Annotated in this window: 22 protein-coding genes and 1 pseudogene; 15 read left to right on the top strand and 8 right to left on the bottom strand. The window is 45.6% G+C overall.

Going from position 1 to position 25,434, the window contains the following annotated elements; translation table 11 throughout:
• Window positions 1-36: 36 nt before the first annotated feature.
• The 5 genes from R8269_RS09445 to gcvA all read left to right on the top strand — a co-directional run bounded on the left by R8269_RS09445 (window position 37) and on the right by gcvA (window position 5,120).
• Window positions 37-1,080: a DUF4118 domain-containing protein gene (locus R8269_RS09445; RefSeq protein WP_318222514.1), complete on the top strand. Its 1,044-nt coding sequence runs from the start codon at window positions 37-39 to the stop codon at window positions 1,078-1,080.
• Window positions 1,077-1,775 (top strand): response regulator transcription factor, encoded by a 699-nt coding sequence (locus R8269_RS09440; RefSeq protein ID WP_062730914.1) that lies wholly within the window; start codon window positions 1,077-1,079, stop codon window positions 1,773-1,775. Before R8269_RS09445 ends, R8269_RS09440 begins: the two co-directional genes overlap by 4 nt.
• A 151-nt stretch (window positions 1,776-1,926) precedes the next feature.
• Window positions 1,927-2,580, top strand: a complete 654-nt coding sequence (locus R8269_RS09435; protein WP_005375180.1) for a potassium channel family protein — start codon at window positions 1,927-1,929, stop codon at window positions 2,578-2,580.
• A 1-nt stretch (window position 2,581) separates the two neighbouring features.
• Complete coding sequence (locus tag R8269_RS09430) at window positions 2,582-3,946, top strand: TrkH family potassium uptake protein (protein ID WP_062730915.1); 1,365 nt, start codon at window positions 2,582-2,584, stop codon at window positions 3,944-3,946.
• 247 nt (window positions 3,947-4,193) lie between these two features.
• Window positions 4,194-5,120: a transcriptional regulator GcvA gene (gene gcvA / locus R8269_RS09425; protein ID WP_017635307.1), complete on the top strand. Its 927-nt coding sequence runs from the start codon at window positions 4,194-4,196 to the stop codon at window positions 5,118-5,120.
• Window positions 5,121-5,213: 93 nt separating this feature from the next.
• Here gcvA and R8269_RS09420 read toward each other — a convergent pair whose 3' ends face one another.
• The gene (locus tag R8269_RS09420; RefSeq protein ID WP_044129598.1) at window positions 5,214-6,950 is read right to left on the bottom strand and encodes a BCCT family transporter; all 1,737 of its coding nucleotides are present in this window, start codon (window positions 6,948-6,950) and stop codon (window positions 5,214-5,216) included.
• Window positions 6,951-7,269: 319 nt separating this feature from the next.
• Between R8269_RS09420 and R8269_RS09415 the strand changes: the two genes are divergently transcribed.
• The 6 genes and pseudogenes from R8269_RS09415 to R8269_RS09390 all read left to right on the top strand — a co-directional run bounded on the left by R8269_RS09415 (window position 7,270) and on the right by R8269_RS09390 (window position 13,147).
• Window positions 7,270-8,457, top strand: coding sequence for an aromatic ring-hydroxylating oxygenase subunit alpha (locus R8269_RS09415; RefSeq protein WP_042521602.1), 1,188 nt, complete (start codon window positions 7,270-7,272; stop codon window positions 8,455-8,457).
• A 1-nt stretch (window position 8,458) separates the two neighbouring features.
• Window positions 8,459-9,895, top strand: a complete 1,437-nt coding sequence (locus tag R8269_RS09410; RefSeq protein WP_258477447.1) for an aldehyde dehydrogenase family protein — start codon at window positions 8,459-8,461, stop codon at window positions 9,893-9,895.
• 142 nt (window positions 9,896-10,037) lie between these two features.
• A pseudogene (locus tag R8269_RS09405) lies at window positions 10,038-10,199 on the top strand (rubredoxin); the annotation flags it as partial.
• Complete coding sequence (locus R8269_RS09400) at window positions 10,188-11,471, top strand: NAD(P)/FAD-dependent oxidoreductase (RefSeq protein ID WP_258477471.1); 1,284 nt, start codon at window positions 10,188-10,190, stop codon at window positions 11,469-11,471. The pseudogene R8269_RS09405 and the gene R8269_RS09400, both read left to right, overlap by 12 nt.
• 12 nt (window positions 11,472-11,483) lie before the next feature.
• Window positions 11,484-12,800 carry an NAD(P)/FAD-dependent oxidoreductase gene (locus R8269_RS09395; protein ID WP_258477448.1) on the top strand — a complete coding sequence of 439 codons (1,317 nt, stop codon included), beginning with the start codon at window positions 11,484-11,486 and terminating at the stop codon, window positions 12,798-12,800.
• Window positions 12,797-13,147 (top strand): ethanolamine utilization protein EutQ, encoded by a 351-nt coding sequence (locus R8269_RS09390; RefSeq protein ID WP_005375208.1) that lies wholly within the window; start codon window positions 12,797-12,799, stop codon window positions 13,145-13,147. The genes R8269_RS09395 and R8269_RS09390 overlap by 4 nt, the downstream gene beginning before the upstream one ends.
• Before the next feature lie 226 nt (window positions 13,148-13,373).
• On the opposite strand, the gene azu is transcribed toward R8269_RS09390, so the two are convergent.
• The 4 genes from azu to norR all read right to left on the bottom strand — a co-directional run bounded on the left by azu (window position 13,374) and on the right by norR (window position 17,531).
• The gene (gene azu / locus R8269_RS09385) at window positions 13,374-13,826 is read right to left on the bottom strand and encodes an azurin (RefSeq protein ID WP_005375211.1); all 453 of its coding nucleotides are present in this window, start codon (window positions 13,824-13,826) and stop codon (window positions 13,374-13,376) included.
• Window positions 13,827-14,161: 335 nt separating this feature from the next.
• On the bottom strand, window positions 14,162-14,812 hold the full coding sequence (locus R8269_RS09380) for an HAD family hydrolase (RefSeq protein ID WP_005385872.1): 651 nt from the start codon (window positions 14,810-14,812) through the stop codon (window positions 14,162-14,164).
• A gap of 269 nt (window positions 14,813-15,081) precedes the next feature.
• Window positions 15,082-15,600, bottom strand: coding sequence for a hypothetical protein (locus R8269_RS09375; RefSeq protein ID WP_053307894.1), 519 nt, complete (start codon window positions 15,598-15,600; stop codon window positions 15,082-15,084).
• 398 nt (window positions 15,601-15,998) lie between these two features.
• Complete coding sequence (gene norR / locus R8269_RS09370) at window positions 15,999-17,531, bottom strand: nitric oxide reductase transcriptional regulator NorR (protein ID WP_213867409.1); 1,533 nt, start codon at window positions 17,529-17,531, stop codon at window positions 15,999-16,001.
• A 190-nt stretch (window positions 17,532-17,721) separates the two neighbouring features.
• Between norR and norV the strand changes: the two genes are divergently transcribed.
• The 4 genes from norV (at window position 17,722) to R8269_RS09350 (ending at window position 21,827) form a co-directional block, all read left to right on the top strand.
• Window positions 17,722-19,224 carry an anaerobic nitric oxide reductase flavorubredoxin gene (gene norV / locus R8269_RS09365; RefSeq protein ID WP_033906753.1) on the top strand — a complete coding sequence of 501 codons (1,503 nt, stop codon included), beginning with the start codon at window positions 17,722-17,724 and terminating at the stop codon, window positions 19,222-19,224.
• Between the two features lie 10 nt (window positions 19,225-19,234).
• Window positions 19,235-20,383: an NADH:flavorubredoxin reductase NorW gene (gene norW, locus R8269_RS09360; RefSeq protein WP_206225745.1), complete on the top strand. Its 1,149-nt coding sequence runs from the start codon at window positions 19,235-19,237 to the stop codon at window positions 20,381-20,383.
• Between the two features lie 42 nt (window positions 20,384-20,425).
• Window positions 20,426-20,764: a DUF1971 domain-containing protein gene (locus R8269_RS09355; RefSeq protein ID WP_017635297.1), complete on the top strand. Its 339-nt coding sequence runs from the start codon at window positions 20,426-20,428 to the stop codon at window positions 20,762-20,764.
• A 184-nt stretch (window positions 20,765-20,948) separates the two neighbouring features.
• Window positions 20,949-21,827 carry an NAD(P)-dependent oxidoreductase gene (locus R8269_RS09350; protein ID WP_206225744.1) on the top strand — a complete coding sequence of 293 codons (879 nt, stop codon included), beginning with the start codon at window positions 20,949-20,951 and terminating at the stop codon, window positions 21,825-21,827.
• A 195-nt stretch (window positions 21,828-22,022) separates the two neighbouring features.
• On the opposite strand, the gene R8269_RS09345 is transcribed toward R8269_RS09350, so the two are convergent.
• From R8269_RS09345 to R8269_RS09335, 3 genes are all read right to left on the bottom strand, one after another.
• A complete protein-coding gene (locus tag R8269_RS09345; RefSeq protein WP_206225743.1) occupies window positions 22,023-23,462 on the bottom strand; it encodes a catalase in 1,440 nt (479 codons plus the stop codon).
• Between the two features lie 290 nt (window positions 23,463-23,752).
• Window positions 23,753-24,370 carry a glutathione S-transferase family protein gene (locus tag R8269_RS09340; protein WP_005375238.1) on the bottom strand — a complete coding sequence of 206 codons (618 nt, stop codon included), beginning with the start codon at window positions 24,368-24,370 and terminating at the stop codon, window positions 23,753-23,755.
• Window positions 24,371-24,384: 14 nt separating this feature from the next.
• Entirely contained in the window at window positions 24,385-25,419 is a 1,035-nt protein-coding gene (locus R8269_RS09335; RefSeq protein WP_258477449.1) for an NADP-dependent oxidoreductase, read from the bottom strand.
• Window positions 25,420-25,434: the final 15 nt, after the last annotated feature.

Below are 25,434 nucleotides of genomic sequence, written 5' to 3'. Positions count from 1 at the left end.
GCTTTTGCTAAAGTTTTCTACATCGAATTTTGGTTGATGTATTTTATGTTTGTTCAATGGCGAGATAACACCTTTCTCTTTTCTACTACCGTGATTGTTGGCGCGGTTGTCGTCTCATGGTTGTTAGACCAACTGTTTGGCTCTACAGCCGCAGTCCTGCTGATTTTACAGTTAGCGGTCGTGGTAGTGGCGTTTCAATGCAACTCGCGATTCGCTTATGCGGCGGCGGTGATCGAAGCGTTGAGCTTCAACTTCTTTTTCACGACGCCTCGTTACTCTTTGCAGATGTTTCGTCCGGAAGACATTTTTAATTTAGTCGTGTTTATGGTGGTGGCATTTATCACCAGCACCTTTGCGGATCTTTATCGTCGCCAGCAGGGAGAGTTAAAACAAACCAAGCTGCAAAACAGCATCCTGCTATCGGTGTCCCATGACCTACGCACGCCGCTGGCAACCATTATTGGAACACTGACCACACTCAACGAGTACATGCCCAAGCTCAATGACTTAGAGCGCAAAGAATTGCTCGACAGTGCGACTTCAGAAAGCCATCGCTTGCATCAATATATCGAGAACCTCTTACAGGCGACTAAGCTCCAGCACGGCACATTAAAAATTACCAAAAAAGATGAGCTGATTGCAGATATTGTGCGGGATGCGGTTTCTCGTTTGCCAAATTACACCGAGAAAGTGTCCATGAATATGGATGATGCCGTTGGCTATTTGTCAGTAAGTCGTTCGCTCATCGAACAAGCGATTTTTAATGTGCTGGATAATGCCATGCGATTTTCGCCAGAGAATGAATCTGTTGAGGTTTCACTTTCTAAGCAGGGTTCGTCGTGCGTGATTGATGTTCGGGACATGGGGATTGGCATCAAAGCTGAAGATGCGGAAAAAATATTCAACCTTTTCTATTCCGGCGCGAACAACAAATCGGCCGATTCAGGCACCGGAATGGGACTCGCGGTTGCCAAAGGCATCATCACCGCACACCAAGGATATATTCAATCTATGCCAGTATCAGAAGGGACGCTGATCCGCATTCGACTTCCACTCAATCAAGGAGCAGAGCAGGCGTGAGTTACAAAGTTTTAGTCGTGGACGATGAGCCTCGCATTCATACCTTTATTCGAATTTCGCTGTCTGCTGAAGGGTTTGATTACATTGGCGCGAGTACCATTGCAGAAGCCAAAGCGTGTTTCGAAGCGTATTCGCCGCACGTCATTCTGCTAGATTTAGGCTTGCCCGACGGCGATGGGGCGGAGTTTCTCACTACGCTTCGTCAGACGTATAAAACGCCAGTGCTAGTGCTGACAGCTCGCGATCAAGAAGAGGAAAAAATCCGCCTTTTAGAAGCAGGCGCGAATGATTACTTGAGCAAGCCTTTTGGCGTAAAAGAGCTCATCGCGCGCATCAAAGTGCTGGTTCGAGATTTGGTGGATGAGCAAACCGTCGCTGATGAGCTGGTGGCTGGCCGAGTCAAAATCATCAAAAGTACTCACCAATTTTGGTTGGATCAGAGGGAAATTCCACTCACCAAGAAAGAGTTTTCTTTCATTGAACAGTTGATTCTCAAGCCGGGAAAACTCATTGAGCAAACTCATTTGCTAGCGGTGATTTGGGGAAAAAGTCATGTCGAAGATACTCACTACTTACGTGTGTTAGTGAGTCAACTACGCAAAAAACTGAACGATAGTGCTGACGAACAGCGGCTATTAAAAACCGAGCCGGGGTTGGGTTATCGTTTAGTGCTAGAGGCGTCCAAGCACCACTAAATTCCAAATTTAATCAACGTTAATGCCAAGGTTTAGTGCTGGTTATCGGCACTCGAACAGGATTCGTGTTGCCTATTTTCCGTGACGGAAAATCAGTCTAACCCTTAACGCATTAGCATTTTCTATACATAAAACACAGTTAGGTATTGATATGGCTCACTTTACAGTAATTGGTCTAGGGCGATTTGGCGTTGCCGCCAGCTTAGAACTTATTCATCTTGGACACACCGTAACGGGGGTGGATAGCGACCCGAAAATCGTCGAAAAATACGTCGAAGAGTTAACGCAAGCGGTCATATGTGACGCAACAGACGAAGGTGCACTCAGAGAGTTAGCGTTAGCGAACAGTGATGTGGTGTTGGTGGCGATTGGCGAAGACATGCAAGCCAGTTTGTTGTGTACGCTGGCGCTGAAAAATCTGGGTGTGAAATCTATTTGGGTCAAAGCGAGCACCAAAGCACACCACACCATCGTGTCTAAGCTTGGTGTACAACGCATTATTCATCCGGAAGAGGAGATGGGCGTAAGAGTCGCGCAGGCACTCAACTATCCGATGGTGAACAACTATTTGGAAATGGGGCATGGTTTGTATGTGGTGGAAATCCACGTTAAATCCAATCTGCACGATACGCCGCTTTCTAAGTTGATCAGCCGAGGCAGTTACAACATTCAGCCTATCTTGGTGAAGCGCGAAGAAGCCGTCTACACCAATATCAATGATGAGTTTGTGCTTAATGAGTTCGACACGCTGTTGCTTTGCGGTAGTCGCGCTGAGCTGAAATACGTCGCTCCAAGGTTGGTGTAACATGGTTTTGTGGCATCCCTCTGTTATCCCAATCGAGCGAAAACCCAAAGCGGGCAAAAAATTGTTGGGCGCACCGCCATTAATACTTAGCCTCAGCTTTGCGTGCTTGATCATGCTCGGCACGGTCTTACTCAAACTGCCGATTGCCACCACAGAGCCCATCACTTGGATTCAAAGCCTGTTTACAGCAACATCGGCCATTACGGTGACGGGATTAGTTGTGGTGGACACGGGCACGGCGTTTACGCCTTTTGGGCAAGTGGTTATTGCTTTCCTGATTCAATGTGGTGGCCTAGGTTTGATGACGTTTGCTATCGTGACCTTGCTGGCTCTGGGCGGAAAAATTGGCTTTTTGGAGCGAGCAGTCGCGAGAGAGGCGTTCAACCAGACTGATTCATCGACACTCATTGCCACTGCTAAATCTGTATTGATGTTCGCTCTGCTCGTTGAACTTATTGGTTTCACTATTTTGAGCGTTTATTGGAGTGAAGAGCTGGGCTGGGAAACCAGTTTGTTCCATGGTTTCTTCTACACCATCAGTGCGTTTAACAATGCAGGTTTTGCGTTGAGTGCCGATAGCTTAATGCCTTACGTGGACGACCCGGTCGTTAACTTCACCATTACCAGTTTGTTCATTATTGGTGGTTTAGGCTTCTCGGTTTGGATTGACTTAAAACGCAATCGCCGTTGGCATCGACTCACCGTTTACAGTCGAATGATGATCTTAGGCACGATGATCATTAACGTGGTGGCACTTATCGCGATTTATCTGATTGAATATGACAACCCCAACACGCTTGCCCCGTTGAGCGAAGCAGGGAAATGGTGGGCATCGTGGTTTCAAGCGGTGACGCCAAGAACGGCAGGGTTCAACACTTTAGCTATCGATCAGTTGGAAGATGCCACAACGGCGATCATTCTGGTGTTGATGTTTATCGGCGGTGGATCATTGAGTACGGCAAGTGGCATTAAAGTTGTGACATTTATAGTGTTAGTCTTGGCGACTTACAGCTATTTGCGTCGCGATGAAGCAACCTATGCCTTTCAACGCGAGATTCCCAAAGAGACCATCAGCAAGGCATTGGCGCTGACTCTGATCTCGGTGGGGGTGACTTGGTTTGCCATATTCACGCTGTTACTGACAGAGAAAGCGTCTATGTTAGACATTATGTTCGAAGCGGTCTCGGCACTGGGTACGGTTGGGTTATCGCGAGGCTTAACGGGCAGTTTGTCCGAACCGGGTGAGTTAGTGATCATCTTCATGATGTTTATGGGACGATTAGGGCCTCTTACATTAGCGTACTTCTTAGCCAGTCCAAGAAAGAAAAAAGCGCGTTACGCGAGTACTAAACTGGCAATAGGGTAAATGGGCTAACTCGTACAAAGTGAGCAAAAGGCTAGACAAAAGAGGAGTAACTGCTCCTCTTTTTGTGCTCGTTGTAGCCACGAAACTGTATACGGCAGTCTCTCTCACAACAATTTATGATTCATCTCTATTTTTTATCATTTATAAATTGTCGTTTTTGAGGTGTTGTCCAGAATGGCATTATCCACGTGCAACATAAGATTGCCGGGAATAAAAATAATTACAATACTGCCTTACTGGAAGATACATGAAAATCAAACCCCTCCCACCTTTAAATAGCCTCGTTGCGTTTGAAGCGTCGGCGCGGCACTTGAGTTTTACATTAGCCGCTGACGAGCTAAACGTGACCCAAGGTGCTATCAGTCGCCAAATTAGACAATTAGAAGAATACTTAGGCAAGGCTATGTTCACGCGAGCCAATCGAAGCATTAATTTAACGCCTACAGGTCTTCAATATTATCAAGCTGTCAGCCAATCTTTGCTCGATATTGCTCAAATCACGGGTGAAGTGAAGAAGTGGCAGGGCGAACAAAAGATCACGGTTGCGACGACAAATGCAATGGCAGCCTTGTGGTTGTTGCCTAAGGTTGCTCAATTTCAAAATGAACATGATGACATCGATATAAGGATATTGGCCTCAGATAATGTGTTGGACTTACGCCGATTAGATTGCGATATCGCCTTGTTTTATTGTCGCACTCCACCTGCGGAAATGGACGTGACAACGCTATTTTCAGAAGAAGTATTCCCTGTGTGTAGCCCGCTTTATCTAGAGAAAATCGGCCAGCCTAGTAAGCCAGAAGAAATCTTCAATAAAACGTTACTCTATCTGGAAGAGTCTCAAAGAGATTGGGTGAATTGGGAGCAGTGGTTTGCGAGTGTAGGATTGCCAAATATTTCGCCTCGTAATCGCATGAACATCAATAACTATCCAATGCTGTTACAAGCGGCAATTAATGGTCAGGGAATCGCGTTAGCCTGGGGGTCATTAGTGGACGACTATTTACAAAGCGGTGCTTTAGTTAGGCCAGTCGAACACGTGCTTTCAACACCTTCCAATTTCTCTATGCTTGAACCTAAAAATAGAGGTTTAATCCCAGCAAGCGTCAAGCGTTTTAGAGAGTGGCTTTTGCAACAGTTGCCAGATGAGGTGGGTGATCGAGGTTTAGCCTAAATCAATAAGCAGAGAAAATAACAGAGTTTGGTCATGTTAAAAAGCGGGAGTACCAGTTCCCGCTTTGTTTTAATTGATTGATGAAACGACGCACTAACTTAGTACTGGTCCCTGATTGAGTGTGGAATCATCTTTTAGTGAGGATGTTGAAGCGATAGGCTCGGAAACCACTGTTTTGCTTTCAACAAGCGGTTCAACAGGACCATCAAGTTTCTCTTGCTCTGGGTGAACGTGCTCTGGAAGCATTGCCCATGGCTTAGGTTCGCGTCGAATACTATGAAACAGCGTTAAGCTCATCACTGCGATAAAAATCGCGATAGGGAAACCGGCAATAATGGAGGCTGTTTGCATTGCTTTTAACCCTCCTGCATATAGAAGCACTCCCGCAATGGCAGCGATCATGATTCCCCACAATACGCGTATAGACGTAGGAGGCTCACTGTGCCCAGCGGCATCGAGGGTACATAGAACCAAGGTACCCGAGTCTGCGGAGGTAATGAAATAAGTACCGAGCAATAGACACGCAAGCACGCTAAGGAGTTTACCAAACATACCTGTATCTAGATTGTCGAATAGCGTAAACAAAGCGCGTGTCGTATCGGCTTTAGTCGCTTCAAGAATCGGGCCGCCAGAGAAATCCGCAGGTGGTGTTTGTTTGGCTTCTTGTGCCGCAGTGACTTGCTCTTGATGAGCAACACGAGCGTCTTGCTCTACCTTCAACGCTGCACCACCAAATACTGAAATCCATAAAAACGTGATCAGCGTGGGTACGATGAGAGCACCGCCGATAAGTTCACGTATTGTGCGTCCTTTAGAGATACGAGCCACAAACATGCCAACGAAAGGTGCCCAAGTCATCCACCAAGGCCAGTAATAAGCCGTCCACCAGTTTTGCCAGCCAGAGTCATTCTGTGCATCGCTCCATAAGCTCATACCGACAATGTTTTGTGCATAAAGCCCCGTACTTTCGAGTAGCGTATTTAAGATATAGCGAGTTGGGCCAATGTAAAGTACGACTAGCACGAGTGCGAGTGAGAGCAGCATGTTCCATTCTGATAAACGGCGAATACCTTTTCCTACACCAGATAGCACCGACGCAACCGCACAAGTACAAAGGGAAACGATAATAAAGAGTTGAATCCCCAAACTAATATCTAGACCAAAGGCTTGATTCAAACCAGAGTTTATTTGGATAACTCCCATCCCCAAGGTTTGAGATATACCGAAAGCGGTCACCGCGACTGTTAGGATATCAACCGTGTGTCCGATAGGCCCATAAATACGATCACCAATCAAAGGGTACAAGATAGAGCGTAGGGTAAAAGGCAGATCTTTACGGTAGGAAAAGTAAGCTAATGCGAGTGCCACAATGATAAAGACAGACCAAGGATGTAGGCCCCAGTGAAAGAATGTCAGTTTCATTGATGTTGTTGCGGCTTCATTGGTCAGGCCTTGAGTAAATGGGTTGTCAGCGTAATGCCACATCGGTTCGGCGACCGACCAGAAAATCAAGCCTATCCCCATGCCTCCGGAAAAAAGCATGGATACCCAAGACAAATAACTAAACTCTGGTTTTTCGTCATCTTTACTCAAACGAATATGCCCATATCGACTAACCATAAGGTAAAGAAGAAAACCGACAACGAGTGAAACAAGTCCGATGTAAAACCACTTCATATTCTGCAGCAAAATGCCGGAAATCGTTTCGAAGTATTGGCCCGCTTGGTTGGCGAGAATGGCGCAGAAAAGTACAAAACCGATAACGACGATCTTTGATGCGATAGTCACAGTCGGATTGAGTCCTTTCAATATCCCAGATGTTGCTCTCATAGGCATCCCTCACAGTGCGTTTGTTTTAGCGTTATTGTTTGTTGCGTTATTGTTAATTTTTGAAAGAGAGTAGAGAGAGGGCTTTTGTGTTTCAACTGATTAATACTCATCGGTTAATGAGTATTAATCATGACAAGAAGATCATTGTTAATTAAAAGGTTATTTTTTTGTTCGAGATCAATGCATGAATGACAAAAACTCATCCAAGCCCGGCGAAAAAGTCGTTTGTTTGTTGCCGGGTTGTTAATCAAAATCATCTCCACTAACACAACACGATGTTGTACGCACTGGATGCAACTCGACTCTCGGAGATATGAATATGAGCAATGTCAACCAAACCATTATTCCTGTTGAACTTGTTGATAATGTACTGAACCCAATCAGTGAAGCAACAGGAATGCCGAATCAGGCCTACACCAGCGAAGAGTATTTTACTTTTGAGCGTGATCAGGTGTTTGGTAACACTTGGGTATGTATTGGTTTTGCATCAGACCTGCTTAAAAATGGTTATGTGATGCCACTTGATTTCATGAATCTTCCACTACTCATGATGAGAAATCGCCAAGGTGAAGTCCAAGTTTTCCACAACGTATGTAGTCATCGTGGTATGAAGCTGGTTCATGAGGCAGGCGAAGTTCAAGGAATGATTCGCTGTCCTTACCATTCATGGACGTACGATCTTGACGGCAATCTAAAAGGCACACCACACATTGGTGGTATCGCAAAACACAAAGATGATCGATTTAAGTGTGAAAAGCACGGCCTTAAGCCACTTCGTTCAGCCGTTTGGATGGACATGGTATTCGTCAACTTATCGGGCAATGCAGAAAGCTTTGAAGACCATATCGCGCCGCTAGAGCAACGTTGGCAGCAATTCTTAGGTGAAGAAGGATTAGGGCTTCTTCGCCGCGTGAACATGGGTGGCAACTTAGAGATAGAAGTGAAAAGTAACTGGAAGCTTGCCGTAGAAAACTACTGTGAAGCTTACCACTTACCTTGGGTGCATCCGAGTTTGAACAGTTATTCTCGCCTAGAGGATCACTACAACATCATGTTTGCAGAGCGTTTTTCTGGCCAAGGTAGTCTCGCATACAACCTCTCTGATACTGCAGGAACACACTTACCTAAATTTCCAAGCTGGCCAGAAGATAAACTGCGTCATGCAGAATATGTTGCACTCTTTCCAAACGTGTTGCTTGGTATTCAAGCCGATCATGCCTTTGCGATGATGATTGAACCAATCACTGCGAATAAAAGTGTTGAGCACCTACGTGTTTTCTATGTGGGTGATGAAGCAACGAAAGATGAGTTCGCTGCGTGCCGTACTGCTACCGTTGAGTCATGGCGAGTCGTATTCGGCGAAGATATTGGAGCGGTCGAGGGCATGCAGGAAGGTCGTTACTCACCTGGCTTTGGTGGTGGTGTGTTCTCACCAGAAATGGATGTTCCGACGCATTTCTTTCAAACCTGGTTGGCAAAGCAAGTGAAAGCGGCACTGGAGCAGTAATATGATGCATTACCTTAATTATATTGATGGTGAGTGGTGCGATTCAGAGCAAGCGCTGACCGTCATGAACCCTGGCACAGCCGAAGCGTATGCGACGGTTGCAGAAGCCACTATCACCGATGCAGATCGCGCAATGGCAGCGGCACGTCGAGTAGTCAATCAAGGCGTTCTTTCGGACGTTCGTCCAGCCGTCAGAACCGAGTGGATGTTAAAAGCCGCCGCGGCTATTCGTGAAATGGTTGATGAAGGTGGGTTAGTTGCCTGCCGTGAAAATGGGAAATCTTTGCAAGATGCCAAAGATGAGTTTTTAGAATCGGCACGTTACTTCGAATACTACGCTGGCATGGCCGACAAGCTGGAAGGCACGTCAATTCCGTTGGGTAAAGATTATGTCGATTTCACCCAATATGTGCCGTTTGGTGTGTCAGTGCAGATTGTGCCGTGGAATTTCCCAGTTTCTATTTGTGCACGCTCATTAGCACCTGCATTAGCTGCTGGTAACGCAGTGGTGATCAAATCGCCAGAGATTTCCCCACTCGCTATGACGTTGTTGATTAAAGCGATTGAAAAAGCGGGTTTCCCAAAAGGCGCGATTAACTTGCTATGTGGCAAAGGCTCCGTAGTTGGCAGCCACTTGGTGCAGCATCAAGACGTTGATCAAATTGTCTTTACAGGTTCTGTGCCGACCGGCCAACGCATACTGAAAGATTCAGCGCAACGCGCCACACCATCTGTGATGGAGCTGGGTGGTAAATCGGCCGCTATCGCACTGAAAGATGTGAGTCTCGAAACGCTTTTACAAAGCGTTCAAGTCGGTATTTTCTTTAACGCTGGTCAAGTTTGTTCGGCAATGTCTCGTTTGCTAATTCAAAAAGAGCGTTATGAAGAAGTAAAAGCGGCGGTAGTGAAAATGGCGCAAGACCTAACCATTGGTCAAGGTGAAAGCCAGCCGGATATAACACCGTTGGTATCGGCTGATCAACAAGCGCGCGTGCTTGAAATGATAGAACAAGCAAAAGCCGACGGCGCGAACATCCTAACGGGTGGATACGCCCCTGATTTGTCGGGTTACTTTGTGGCACCGACGGTGATTGAAGCCTCACCAGATATGCGTATTGCTCAAGAAGAAGTGTTTGGTCCTGTACTGGTAATTACACCGTTTGAAACCGAGCAAGAGGCCGTTGAAATCGCGAATTGCACCGATTTTGGCCTGGTTGCTGGTGTCTTTGGTGAAAGCCTAAACCAAACATTGCGTGTGGCGCAGCAACTGCGTGGTGGGCAAGTGTTCATCAATGAATGGTTTGCTGGTGGTATCGAAACACCATTTGGTGGCGTGGGCTTGTCCGGTTTTGGGCGAGAAAAAGGACAAGAAGCGATTTATAGCTATGTCCAGACACGCAATATTGCCATTCGTTTGCAGCAAGACAGCAACGTATAGGTACCGTGTAACTGTATTTTCATCACCTCGTACCGGCTTGGATTTCAGACCACAAGCTAGGGCGAGGTTGATGGAATCACAACAAATCTGACAACGGTTTGTAAACACGGAAATTCTGAACAAGGTAGTTGGAGTATAAGTGATGAGAAAGTGGCTCTGTATTATTTGCGGCTTAATCTATGATGAAGCACAAGGTTGGCCATCCGATGGCATTGCACCAGGAACAACATGGGAAGATGTACCGGATGACTGGTTATGTCCTGACTGTTTAGTGGGTAAGGCCGATTTTGAAATGATCGAAATCACCGACGATGCGCCACTAGAAGAGGTTGCAGTGGTGTCTTCGGTGTCGGTAGAAGCATCTGTTCAGCCAAATACGGCTCAGCCTCTTCCATCTGAAGTTACTCAACCTGTATTCTCAAATGACCCTATCGTTATCATCGGTAGTGGCCACAGTGGTTACCAGTTGGCGGCGGCACTTAGAGCGCAATCTGAGAAGGTTCCGATCACTGTCTTTACCGCTGATGATGGCGCTTTGTACAGCAAACCAGCATTGTCTAATGCACTGGTCATGAATAAAGACGGCGACGCGCTACAAAGTGAGAGCGCGTTGGAGTGGGAAAGCCGTCTCAATATCCGAGTTTACCCGCATACCCGTGTTGAACAGATCGATCGTGCCAATTCAACGTTACATACCTCCATCGGTAAATACGCCTACAGCCGCTTGGTACTGGCAACAGGTGCATCACCGATTGAAATCCCAATTGAGGGCGATCGCTCTTGGGTTATGAGTGTGAACGACTTAGTTGATTACCGCCGTTTCAGAGCGGAGCTGCAAGACAAAAAGCGCATCGCGATCCTAGGTGATGGCTTAATTGGCTGTGAGTTCGCAAATGATCTGATCGAAAGCGGTTATGAAGTAACAGTTATCGGGTTGGGTCAATGGCCAATGGAGCGTTTGATCCCGCAACAGTTGGGTGAATCATTACAAAGCGCACTTGCCGAACGAGGCGTGCAATGGGCTCTACAAGACAGTATCACCAGAATCGAACCAAGGTCGGAATCTAGTGCGGTTTTACATCTAAACAGTGGCAAGCAGATTGAAGCAGATCTAGTGCTGAGCGCGGTTGGACTCAAGCCAAATGTTTCTCTGGCTGAGCAAGCAGGGCTCGAAGTGGGCCGCGGCATTAAAGTGAATCAATTCGGCCAGACGAGTGATGAGAGTATTTACTCGCTAGGCGACTGTGTTGAAACGGAGCAAGGTTGGCAGCCGTATATTGCACCGATTAATCAAATGATCCCTTCTGTAGCGAAAAGCTTGCTAGGCGATGTCGCCCCTATCTCGTTAACACCAACTCCAGTGATTGTAAAAACGCCGATTCTTCCACTCACGATTTTCCCGGTAGCCGCTGAAGAACAGGGACAATGGTACATCGAGAACCAAGCAGATGAATTGACCGCTGCGTTTTATTCACCAGAAGGAGCAATGCTCGGTTTTGCGTTGCTAGGAAGAAAAGTACAGTCATTACGCGGCCCTTGGCTAGATCAATTGTCATTGAAACTGTCAGCAGCGTAGCGGAGAAAAAAGATGATTCATTTACCCAATGATGACGTGACGTGTGGTTGGTACCATGCGTTGCCAAGTATTCCAGAAAAATCGGCGTTAAAAGGTAAACAAAGTGCTGACTATGCCGTGTTAGGTGCCGGTTTCGCAGGCCTAGCTATGGCAAGACGTTTAGCTGAACTTATGCCTAATGCACGAATTATACTGATTGATGCGCAACGTATCGGCCAAGGGGCTTCAGGAAGAAATTCGGGCTTTGTTATCGATTTGCCTCATAAGTTTTCACTTGAGCATCCCGACCCTGAGTACAAGCAAAAGTTATTATCACTCAACCGTTCTGCGATTGCTCAGCTAAACACTTTAGTGTCGAAGCACAGTATTTCTTGTCAGTGGTCAGCAAAGGGCAAATATCAAGGAGCCGTAGGCGCGCGCGGTGAAGCGTATCTCGATCACTTTGAGCACCTAATGAAAGACCTTGGCGAACCATACTTCCATGTTAATGGCAGTGAGCTGGCGAAAGTCTTGGGAACAAACTACTACAGCCGCGCAATTTACACGCCAGGTGGTTATTTAATGCAACCTGCTGCTTTGGTGCGTGGGCTAGGGGAAAGCCTTCCAGAGAACGTCGAGGTGTTAGAGAACTCGCCAATCCGCAAGCTCAGTAAAGAAAACGGTTGCTGGGTATTACATGGAGATAGTGGCTCTGTTGAAGCCCCTGAACTGCTGCTTGGGACCAGCATTTTTACTCGGGAGTTTGGTTATCTTAAAAACAGACTACTTCCAGTGATGACGTTTGCAAGCTGGACGCGTCCATTGACCGACGCAGAAATGCAACGATACGGAGGTGAGCTGAATTGGGGGTTAACTCCAGCTGATCATGCGGGAACGACGTTACGTATGACCGCCGATCGACGTATTTTGATCCGCAATACTTACAAACACGTGCCGAAATATGGCTCAAGCATGAACGATAAAGTCAGAGAACAAATTCGCGACGATCATCGTCAGGTCTTTCTGGCGCGTTATCCCGAGCTGGCCGACGTACCATTTACTCACACATGGGGTGGGGTGTATGCCATCTCTCGTAACTTTACTAACTTTTTCGGTCAATTAGATGAAGGTGTTTATGCCAGCGCTTGTGACAATGGTGTTGGTGCTGCGTGGGGAACCATTTCTGGAACACTGTTAGCTGACTATGTCGTTGGTGCGACATCTAAATCATTAGATGACATACAGCAAGTGACAGGAATGCCTTGTTTGAATCCGCCAGAGCCTTTTTTAGGTTTGGGAGTAAAAACGCGTATCCAATTAGCAAAATGGCAAAGCCGGAGTGAATTATGAAGCAAGTCAAACTTGTTGATAGTAAAAGTCTAGATTTCAATGTTCGTGGTGATACGCCGGGAATGGCGTATGTTGCCAGGGCGTTAAGCCCAGAAATTTCACCAAACATTGGCGTAGGCTTTGCTAAATGGGAAGGCGCTAAAGTGGCTTGGACAGTGCTTTATGATGAAGTTATTTTCGTGATTGAAGGCTGTTTCGAGCTGACCGCAAATGGTGAAACACATTTTGTGCACCCAGGTCAGATGCTGTGGATACCGGAAGGGACTGAATTGGTTTATGGTGGGCATGCTCTGTTCGGCTATGTGGTTCATCCAGGAAACTGGAAAGAGTTACATGGTATTGAATGACTTTTATCATTTAGTAGTGTCTCGGAAAGGCAAAATAAAAATCTGATTTTTAACCATAACTTTTCGCAAAAGAACTTAATCTCAATGGAGCAAGGGTTTCATACTTGCTATGTTTCTTGGTCACGTTTCCAGACGTGTTAGACCTTTCTCAATTGCTATTTTATCTATCAAAAAGGGAAGCCTTGGCTTCCCTATAATGAGTCTTCTTTTGGCTTGGCTAAAGCTTTTATTTTAGCTCAAATTTACCCTGCATGATTGCCCAGTGACCCGGGAACGAACAGAAGAATGAATAGTCACCGCCGGCTTTCATTTTCTCAGTACTGAACGTAATGCTGGTGCTTTCACCGCCACCAATTACTTTTGTGTGAGCGTAGACGCGATCATCATTTGGTTTTACGTAGTTATTTTCTGCTCCAGCTGCCATGCCATCAGTACCGACTGCTTGTAGGTTGGCTGTGTCAGAGATGACCACGTTGTGACCCATCGATTGCGCTGGCATCTTACCTGTGTGATTCAGCGTTAGTTTTACCTCTTTACAAGTGGCTGGTACGCTCAATGTTTTAGTAGAAAACTGCATCATATCGTTAGCATCTAATGACACTTCACACTCGGCACTGGCTTGGGCACCAAAGCTCATTCCTACTAATGCGAAGGTTGTTGCTAATAAACGTAAAGACATATAACACTCTCCATTTTGTATTTTAGGCTGACTTGGATTGATCTTATCCAATAGTTCTCATTATCAGCCAATTTTCACTCCAAAAACGTGCTTCAATCGGTATATTGACGTTTTGTTGCAAGCTTGTACTGGTCAGTTCCGCTATTTGATCACTCAAATGCCTTATTTCATGCGATTGCGTGAGTTAAATCAAAAATCGTGATGAACCAGAGTTAAGGTGAAATTAATCTCGCTAAACGGGTGGAAGAATTGTTTGGTTTTACGGTATTGGAGAGGTTTCAAGAAAGAAGCTCAGCTAAATTGCTGAGCTTCTAGAGAACAGACGACAAGTAGGCCTAGCGAGTTTGCTTTAACGTGTGCAACACATCATGCAGTGAAGGTGCGACAGTATGGCCTAATTGCTTTATTTCGTCACAAGGCTCAACCAAATCAGGAATTTGATAAGTGATCATGTTCGCTGCTACCGCAGCACGTACGCCATTATTTGAATCTTCAAAGGCGAGACATTTGGTTGGATCTACGCTTAGACGACTTGCTGCAAGCAGGTAGATCTCTGGATCAGGTTTGCCGTGTGACACTTCACAGCCTGTCGTTAAGTTGTCGAAATACTTGCTTAGGCCCGCTAACTCCAACTTCTTCTGTGCCACTTCTTTTGCTGTAGAAGTGGCGACTGCAATTGGCAACCCTTGGCCTTTCAACCACTCAAGCAGCTCAATCACCCCTTCTTTTACCGGTATCGCTTGGTGCTTAACCACAGCGTCGTAACGGTCGCGCCACTCTTGGTGTAAGCGGTCAAGATCATCCCCATAAGCTTTACGAAAAATCACTTCAATGCCCGCTGCATTGCGACCAATGATTGAAAGGTAAACATCTTTATAGAAGGGTAGGTTCTGGGCTTCACATGCTTCTTGGAAAATATGCATACAGACGCGCTCAGTATCAAGGAGCAAACCATCCATATCAAAAATAGCAGCTTGGTAGTTCATTACATTAAGACTTTTTGGTTGGGATGGCGCATTTTGACACAAGCAGATCGTTTTTTCTTCTAAAAATTAGAACTTGATTTTGATCCTATGAGTTCACATTGCCTCTGAACACACTATACACAGAGTCTATAAATTAGGTGTGAAATATAATATTTTTAAAATTATAAAAATTTCAGTTAAATAGATAAAACTCTATCTTAATATAAGCTAGAGTTTTATTAATATTCTATTGTTATTTTAACTATTGGATAATTTATTAATAGTTAAAATTAATAATAAAATAATACCAAGTCACGATTGTTTACGACTGCATGAGTGTACCAGCTCTTGACTTCAGATATTTGTTGCTCTGATAAGCCTCCGAAGTCAACGTTATCTTGGTGAATATCTTGATTTTTTATCATAAAAACAACAGGGAAATCGTCAGGGAGTGGGAATTTTATGGGATAATCGGTATTAGTGAATGGAATATCGCAGAAATCGTTTACATCGCAAGGATACCAAGAGTTATTGGATAAGTAATAACCAGTGATCTTACATATAGCTTCAAGCAAGTAAGCATAGGCGTAACCCAAGTGACTGTATTTTATCTCTTCAGACAGCATCTGCATAAGAAGCTCTTCAGCTCGGATGCTTTCGCCACTACTTTCCAGCATTTCATTAATCACTTTAAAGGAGTCTTGACACCTTTCCATGATGGCTTTTTCTAGCTCTGGATTACGCTCATTCTTTAGTACGTTAAAAACCTTTTCAGTATCTAATGAATATACTGTCGCCCCATATCCCATATTTTATTCTCCTCACTTTTATACAGTTAAATTCATTTAAGTGTTTTTATCGAAGGGATTATATTTTGATGTTTTTTGAAGGTAAAGTGTATACATAGAGGTTGTATTTATTATGATGAACTTTGAAAGTTTAGATTCTTAAAATAAATATTATATATTTAATTTTATTAGATCTGGCTCATAAAAATACCTTAACTATTATTGTGTTTATTGTTAAGGGTTATTAAATCTGTGAGGTGGTTCAAGACAATAAAATTTAGAAGAAAATACCGTCAAACTTAGGTGGCTATTCTATCTGAGCACTCAGCTCACTACTTATAGTGGGCTGAGTGAGCGGTTGGGCATCAGGCACATTATTTGGCGATGAATATGCCATATTAGGTGATATTCGTTAGTGTCTATTTTATCCCTAGCCGTTTTGCTAATCGGTGCAAATTGCCGTTATCTAATTCAAGCTGACGTGCCGTTGCTGCCCAGTTACCTTGGTTCTCTTCCAGAACTCGAACAATCATCGCTTTTTGGAAGGCATCTGTGGCAGGCTTTAATCCGCCTTCTGGTAGCTCAAGCCGAGATTTTTGTTCCGTTTCTTCAACGTTCTTGATGTTCTGATTCGGCGTTCGGATGTCAAAATCTTGCTCAACTAACTCAATGTCCATGGCGTGGGTACGCGCTTTTGCCAAAACACCAGCACGTTTAATGACATGTTCAAGCTCTCGCACGTTGCCTGGCCATGAATAGTCTTTGAGTGCCTGCACCAAAGTGGGGGACAAACGAATGCTGTTCAATCCCAATTTGCTTCTTAAACGTTCGGCAAAAAAGCCTGCGAGTAACACCACATCGTCTTCACGTTCACGAAGAGGTGGAACATGAAGCGGGAAGACGCTTAGGCGGTGATATAAGTCGGCTCGGAAGCGACCAGCAGTCACTTCTTCATGCAATATACGGTTGGTGGCGGCGACAATGCGTGTATTGACTCGAATATGGCGGTCGTCACCCACACGTTGAATGTCGCCGTATTGTAGGGCTCGAAGTAACTTGGCTTGCAGCTCTAACGACAGTTCGCCGACTTCATCTAAAAACAGTGTGCCGCCATCGGCTTGTTCGAACTTACCCTTGCGATTGCTGATTGCGCCTGTAAATGCGCCTTTGATATGGCCGAACAACTCGCTTTCCGCGACTGATTCTGGCAGCGCCGCACAGTTGAGGTAAACCAAAGTATTGCTAGAGCGGCTAGAGCGATGGTGAATAGCGCTGGCAACCAACTCTTTACCTACGCCCGTTTCTCCCATCACCAGCACAGACAATTCCGTATCGGCGACGGCATCAATCTGCTCTTGAAGATTCTTCATACCCTGAGAGTTGCCAATGATTTCATTACTTAAGGTGCGCTTCTCGGCGTAAGAGTCGCGTGGCAGGCTCGCTTGTGTCTCTAGTTGTTCTAGTAGGAGTGCAGTGTGAAGGCCACCTGCTGCCAACGCGCTGACAAAACGTAACTCTTGGTTGCGTAGCCCATCAAATTGGTTGGGGTCGAAGGCGTCAATTGTAATGGCACCAATCAGTTGATCGTCGATCAGCAGAGGTAAACCAATGCAGGAATGGACATGCAGTTTGTCATCGTGGTTTGGAATCAAGCCGTCGTATGGATCAGGTAAGTCGCTGTCAGAGGGAAAGCGCACGATGTCGCCTGCTCGGGCTATAGCTTCTAACCTTGGGTGCTGCTCAATGGAGAAACGGCGTCCAAGCACTTCTTTCGCCAATCCATTGATCGCTAAAGGTTTAAAGTGCTGATCTTCATATAAAAGAAGGGCAGAAGAGTCACACTTCAATACGTCTCGAATCGTGGTTAATAACGTATCAAAGCGAGCCTGTTGAGTGAGCGCCGAGTTAAGATCTTGCGTGATGTGTAGCCATTGCGCGATTAAAGAAGTCATAGCCAATACCGATTGTGTCAATATGACTATTGTAGTGTCTTAATGACAATTTTCAACTGTGTCTAAATGACACTTTATAAAGTTGATTTTTAATTAAGGCATTGAAATATATAGCAATTGAAAGTTGGCACGCCCAGTGCAATACAAGAAGAAATTAGTTTTGTTTATCCCGTCATTCAAGGTAGTAATTATGACAATTCACGTAAAAAACAACATCCACTGGGTAGGTCAACGCGATTGGGAAGTCCAAGATTTCCACGGTACAGAATACAAAATGACAAAAGGTACCAGCTACAACAGTTATCTAATTCGTGAAGAGAAAACCGTATTGATTGATACGGTCGATCATCGATTCAGTCAACAATTCATCCAAAATTTAGAAATGGAAATCGATCTTAAGTCTATCGACTTTATCGTGGTAAACCATGCAGAGGAAGATCACTCAGGCGCATTGTCGGCATTAATGGAGAAGATTCCGAACACGCCAATTTACTGTACAGAAGCGGCGATTGATTCCATCGTTGGTCATCACCACCATCCTGAGTGGAACTTCAAAACCGTAAAAACAGGCGACAGCATTGATATTGGCAACGGTAAGCAATTGGTGTTCGTGGAAGCGCCGATGCTGCATTGGCCAGACAGCATGATGACTTACCTAACTGGCGATGCAGTATTATTCAGCAATGACGCATTTGGTCAGCACTACTGCGATGAACGCTTATTCAATGATGAAGTGGATCAAAATGAGTTGATGGAACAGTGTTTGCGTTACTACTCAAACATCCTAACGCCATTCAGCAGCTTGGTAACCGCAAAAATCAAAGAAGTGCTGAGTTTCAATTTGCCTGTCGACATGATCGCAACGTCACACGGTATTGTATGGCGCGATAATCCGGTTCAAATCATCGAGCAATACTTGGCGTGGGCAGACAATTATCAAGAAGATCGCATTACGATTTTCTACGATTCTATGTCAAATAACACCCGAATGATGGCAGATGCAATCGCGCAAGGCATTCACGATGTCGATCCTGGTGTGGCGGTTAAAGTCTTTAATGTCTCTAAGCACGATAAGAATGAAATTCTCGCCAACGTATTTCGCTCAAAAGGCATCTTGGTTGGTTCGTCTACCATGAATAACGTCATGATGCCGAAGATCGCAGGCATGCTAGAAGAAATTACAGGCCTGCGCTTCAAAGCGAAGAAAGCCGCTGCGTTTGGTAGCTACGGTTGGAACGGTGGTGCGGTGGATCGTATCCATGCTCGATTGACTGACGCAGGCTTTGAAACCGCAGTGGGTTTGAAAACCAAATGGCGACCAGATGGTAATGCGATGCGTGAATGTCGCGAACATGGTCAGAACATCGCGAAGTTGTGGGCGAAGCATGACCTGACAAGTCCTGTTATTTCTCCGGCGATTGCTGCGTCTGCACCACAAGTTCAATCACAACCCGCAGCACAAATAGCAACACAAGCGGTAGTCGATGCTGCTCCTAGCAACCCTAGTGCCGAGGCGCATCCCGCAGATTGTCAATGCATGGTTTGTACGGTTTGTAATTGGGTATACGACCCAGCTAAAGGCGAGCCTAATCAAGGCGTTGAACCGGGCACGGCATGGTCTGAAGTGCCAGATTACTTCTTGTGCCCAGAATGCCATTTGGGTAAAGACGTCTTTGTCGAATACAACGGGTAAGGGGGCGAATATGCAAGCACCTATTGTGATTATTGGTAGCGGCTTTGCGGCTTACCAATTGGTGAAAACAGTGCGTCGAATGGACGCACATATTCCGCTGCAAGTGTTTACTGCTGATGATGGCGCGGAATACAACAAGCCTGATTTGAGTCATGTATTCAGCAACAAGCAAACCGCCCAAGACTTAGTGGTTAAAAGTGCTGAGGCGTTCGCACAGGAACACAACATCGAACTGTTCGCCCATACCATGATTGAGCATGTCGACGTGCAAGCTCAGCAAGTGGTCGCCAACGGCCAAACCTATCCTTACTCCAAACTGGTGTTTGCGACAGGCGCGAAAGCCTTTGTGCCGCCAATATCTGGTGATGCAGCACCTAAGGTGATAACGCTGAACTCGCTACAAGAATATCAATTAGCGGAAGAGCAAATTAGCCGTGCGAAACGAATTCTAGTAATGGGTGGTGGTTTGATCGGCGTCGAGATCGCCATGGATCTCGCAACCAGTGGTAAAGCGGTTACGGTGGTTGAGCCAAATCCCCGTTTGCTCGCTAACTTGATTCCTGAATTCGTCGCATTGCCGCTGGAGAACCAACTTAAGCAGCAAGGTATTCAACTTGCCTTGGAGACTGGAGTTGCTGCGATCAATCGTTCAGATGATTCGCTGGTGGCAAGCTTGAGGAATGGTGAAGCGATCGAAGCCGATGTAGTGATTTCAGCGGCGGGTTTACGTGCTAACACTTGGTTAGCGAAGGCTTGTGGGTTGAGTGTCGATAAAGGCATCGAGGTAGATGCCCGATTACAGACATCAGTTGCCAATGTATTTGCATTGGGCGATTGCGCCGAGATCCAAGGTCGAATGATGCCGTACCTCCAACCGATCGTGCTAAGTGCCAATGCTTTGGGCAAACAGCTACTGGGGCAAGATGCAGAGTTGAAACTACCGCCTATGATGGTAAAGGTGAAAACGCCGAGCTACCCAATTCAATTGGCAGGCGATTTTAGTTCGGTGACGAACTGGAGCGTGCAGATTTCTCAAACTGGCATTGCCGCGAAAGCAGAAGATGAAAATAGCCGACTCATGGGCTTCGTCGTGACGGGAGAACAAGTTACGCAAGCATTTCCATTACTTCGAGAGTTGTCTCAAGCCGCGCAGGCTTAACCGATTTAAACGAAAAGAATTGTAATTAGAGAGGGTATTATTATGTCGCATCTACGAATTCCTAAAGACTGGACTGTTCAACGTTCAACGCCTTTCTTCACTAAAGACAATGTGCCACCAGCGCTACTGACTCATCACAATACCGCTGAGGGAGTGTTTGGACAGCTTTGCGTCATGGAAGGGCAAGTGACTTACTACGGCTTTGCTGATGAACATGCCACAGAAGCAGAAGTGGTGGTGGTGATTAATGCAGGCCAGTTTGCTACCAGCCCACCGCAGTACTGGCATCGTATTGAGATGAGCGATGATGCTCAGTTCAACATCAATTTCTGGTCGAATAAGGACAAGAGTGGGCAAGCGATGTTCCACGCTAAGCAGTAGTAAACCTTTTTAAGTGCTTTGACTGTTATGCTAATCGTCAAGTAAAGGGGTGTAGAAAGCGCAATAAACGAACTGAAATACTGGATCATCGAGACCGTGGAAAGAGAAATCACGAGTAATGATTTCAATTCTTTAGTAGCATGTTACGAAACATTTCAGTCAGGTGAACTAAGGGAAGCGTGCAATGGAAAAACAACGAGTAGCATTTATTGGTCTGGGTGTGATGGGGTACCCAATGGCTGGTTACCTAAGTAAAGCGGGCTTTGAAACCAAAGTATACAACCGCACAAAAGCGAAAGCCGACAAGTGGGCTGAAGAATACCGAGGCGTCGCTTGTGAAACACCACGTGAAGCGGCAGAAGGCTGTGACATCGTTTTTACCTGTGTGGGTAATGATGATGACGTTCGTAGCGTTGTTTACGGTGAAGAAGGCATTCTGGTCGGTTTGAAAGCGGATGCAGTGTTAGTCGATCACACGACGACTTCTGCAGACCTAGCGGTTGAGCTGGCTGAAGCGTGTGTTAAGTACGGTAATCACTTTATTGACGCGCCAGTTTCTGGTGGTCAAGCGGGCGCAGAAAATGGTGTTCTAACCATCATGTGTGGTGGTGAACAATGCATTTTTGACCGTGTGTCTCCGGCGATGGATGTGTACGCGAAGCAGATGACGCTACTGGGTGAAAACGGTCAGGGTCAACGCTGTAAGATGGTAAACCAAATCTGTATTGGAGGCGTTTTACAAGGTCTGAGTGAAGCTTTGTTGCTAGCACAAAAATCAGGCTTGGACATCGCTCAAGTTGTAGAAACGCTTAAGCATGGCGCTGCAGGTTCTTGGCAGATGGAAAACCGCGCAAATACGATGGCTGAAGACAAGTTCGATTTTGGCTTCGCTATTGATTGGATGCGCAAAGACTTAGGTTTCTGTCTGCAAGAAGCTGAGCGAGTAGGTCTAGAACTTCCACTGACTAAGAAAGTGGATGAGCAATACGCAGACCTTCAACGTGATGGTTTAGGTCGCATGGATACATCAGTACTGATCAAAGCGGTAGCTAAAAATCAGTAGTTGATGAATCAGTAATAGATAAACAGTTCTTTGGTATCAAAGAGCTTAAAGAAATCTAAGTTAATCATAATGAATCTCCTTGAGCATGGTTTGTGACTTGTGATTAAGGATTAGTGATTTGAAATCAGGAGGTGCTGTAGAGCACCTCCTTTTTTTCGTCTTTAAATCACACAGTGTAATGATTGCAGCGTTCGCTTACTTGTTTAAGCCTAGTGCAATTTCAAGACCTTTGCCGTACGCTTCGTCCGCTTGGTATGCGTGTTGAACGTGGCGCTGTTGGATGAACTCTGGCACACCGTCCATTGCGCGAGATGTGTTATCGAACAGAGTTTGACGTTGCTCTTCGCTCATCAGACGGAATAGGTCACCCGCTTGGCTGAAGTAGTCTTCGTCTACACGATGATCGTAGTGATCAGCGTTGCCATTGATGCGTAGAGGTGGCTCGGAGTAATCTGGTTGCTCTGCCCATTCTTGTTTGTAGTTTGGCTCGTAACCTAGTGTTGAACCAAAGTTGCCATCAACGCGCATTGCGCCATCACGGTGGTAGCTGTGAACAGGGCAACGAGGTGCGTTCACTGGGATTTGATGATGGTTCACACCTAGACGGTAACGCTGAGCATCGCCGTAAGCGAACAGACGACCTTGTAGCATCTTATCTGGAGAGAAGCCGATACCAGGTACAACTGCTGCTGGGTTAAACGCTGATTGCTCAACTTCTGCGTAGAAGTTTTCTGGGTTACGGTTCAGTTCGAACTCACCAACTGGGATCAGTGGGTAGTCTTTTTGAGACCATACACGTGTTAGGTCGAATGGGTTGAAGTTGACTTCATCCGCTTCTAACTCAGGCATGATCTGTACGTACATCTTCCATTTAGGGAAGTCTTGACGCTCAATCGCTTCGTAAAGGTCACGGTGATGGCTTTCGCGGTCTTTACCTACGATCGCTTCTGCTTCTTGGTCAGTTAGGTTTTTGATGCCTTGCTGAGTTTTGAAGTGGAATTTAACCCAGTAACGCTCGTTTTCTGCGTTGATGAAGCTGAATGTGTGGCTACCAAAACCATGCATATGACGGTAAGAAGCAGGGATACCACGGTCACTCATTACGATAGTCACTTGGTGGAATGCTTCAGGTAATGACGTCCAGAAATCCCAGTTGTTGGTAGAGCTACGCATGTTAGTGCGAGGGTCGCGTTTTACTGCGTGGTTTAGGTCTGGGAATTTTAGTGGGTCACGTAGGAAGAATACTGGTGTGTTGTTACCAACCAAGTCCCAGTTACCTTCTTCAGTGTAGAATTTTAGTGCGAAACCACGGATGTCGCGTTCTGCGTCTGCTGCACCGCGCTCACCAGCTACAGTAGTGAAGCGAGCGAATAGTTCTGTTTTTTTGCCGATGTCAGAGAAGATCTTAGCGCGAGTGTATTTTGTGATGTCGTGCGTTACTGTGAACGTACCGTAAGCACCAGAACCTTTTGCGTGCATACGACGCTCAGGGATCACTTCGCGGTCAAAGTGTGCCAATTTTTCAAGGAACCAAACGTCTTGTAATAGTTGAGGGCCACGAGGACCTGCAGTCATAACGTTTTGGTTATGTGCGACAGGGCAACCTGCTGCTGTAGTCAATTTCTTGTTTGTCATTTTTCTTCCCCCTCCAGGGTTCAATACCTTAGAAACTGTAGAGGAGGTTATTACGGAAAAGCTGGGGGAGAAAACTGATATTGCTTATCAATTCAATAGATGGTGACTATGGTCGAAACTATATTAGAATCAGAAATTTACTACATTAGCTTGATTGACATAACAATCGGCGTTCTCGAAAGCGATTGACTGGGGGGAGCGCTATCCAGTTAGCGTGTCTGCGATGCTAGTAATATCGCCCCTTAAATGAAGTTTTACGTGTCATCAAAGGGGCGAAAGGGGGGAAGTAATTAAGAGTACTTCACTTCAAGTTGTTCAGCTTTTGCAAATGCTGGGTGTGTCGCGAGCTGTTTCCCATAACGTTCAATATTAGGGAAGTGATTAACTAAACCAAACTTTTGAACCAATTCGACAATGAAAGACATCATGATGTCAGCGCCAGTCAGACGCTCTTCTACTAGGTAAGTTTTGCCTTCTAAGGATTGCTCGAAGTAGCCTAGTACATTCATTGCTTCCTTGTCGGCATAGCCTGATAAAAACTGAGTTTCATTTGGCTCTTTGCTTACGAAGATTTTTAGCAGCATAGGTAAAATTGCAGAGCTTTCTGCAAAGTGCATCCATTGCAAATATTCTGTGTGTGCTTTTGTACCACGCTCAGGAGCAAAGGCTCCGTCACTGTATTTCTCAATCAAATATTCGGTCATTGCACCTGACTCAATGATAATCTCGCCGTTATCTTCAAGAACAGGTGACTTTCCTAATGGGTGAACACTTTTTAGTTCTGGCGGTGCCATGAAGGTCACGGAATCACGGACATAGGGTACAATCTCGTAATTTACATCTAGCTCTTCAAGTAACCAAATGATGCGCTTTGAACGAGACTGATTGAGGTGGTGAAGTTTAATCATTTACATATCCCTTTTTATAATGGGTCGTTAATCTGTACTACAAGCTTGCCGAAATTCTTACCTTCCAACAGACCGATGAATGCTTCTGGCGCATTATCCAGTCCTTGTACTAGATGTTCGCGGTATTGGATCTTTCCTTCTGCCAACCATTGATTAATATCTTGCGCAAATTCACCGTAACGATGTCCGTAATCATCAAAAATGATGAAGCCTTGCACCTTGATTCGTTTGGTCAGGAGCTTACCCATTAGTAATGGAAGGTGGTCGGTACCTTGAGGCAGCTCTGTCGCGTTGTACTGAGAAATCAAACCACAAAGTGGGATACGTGCATTTGTATTCAGAAGTGGCATTACAGCCTCGAATACTTTGCCACCTACGTTTTCGAAGTAAACATCAATACCTTTGTCACAGGCATTTTTCAGTTGTTCTGCAAAGTCTTCAGCTTTGTGATCAATACACTCATCGAAACCAAGCACCTCTTTAGCGTAACGGCATTTTTCTTCTCCGCCTGCTATACCAACAACTCGGCAACCTTTGATTTTACCAATTTGACCAACTGTTGCGCCTACAGGCCCCGTAGCAGCTGCTACCACGATGGTTTCCCCTGGTTTTGGCTGACCAATGTCGAGTAAACCCATGTACGCGGTAAATCCTGGCATACCTGCAACGCCTAGCGCGTAAGAAGGATTTTGCGGTTCTTTACCAAGTTTAATGACCATCTCACCAGTTGAGATAGCGTAGTCTTGCCAGCCAACAGTGTAGGCAAGAACCCATTCACCTGCTTCGTAATCTGGGTGGTTTGATGCTTCTACCTGACAAACTGTACCACCGACCATTACGTCATCAATTGCAACAGGGTCAGCGTATGATTCGGCATCACTCATGCGACCACGCATGTATGGATCTAGAGATAAATAAACCGTTCTCAATAGCATTTCACCCTCTCTCGGAGTCGGTTTCGTTACCTCTTCTAAACGAAAGTTTTCTTGTGTCGGTGCACCATGGGGACGTGACGCGAGTACGATTCTGCGATTTGTTGCGTTAGTCATATCTATCTCACTTGT

Source organism: Vibrio sp. Vb0667 (genome assembly GCF_033391095.1).
The sequence above is the reverse complement of the archived record's forward strand: the minus strand, read 5'-3'. Positions and strand labels throughout refer to the sequence as shown.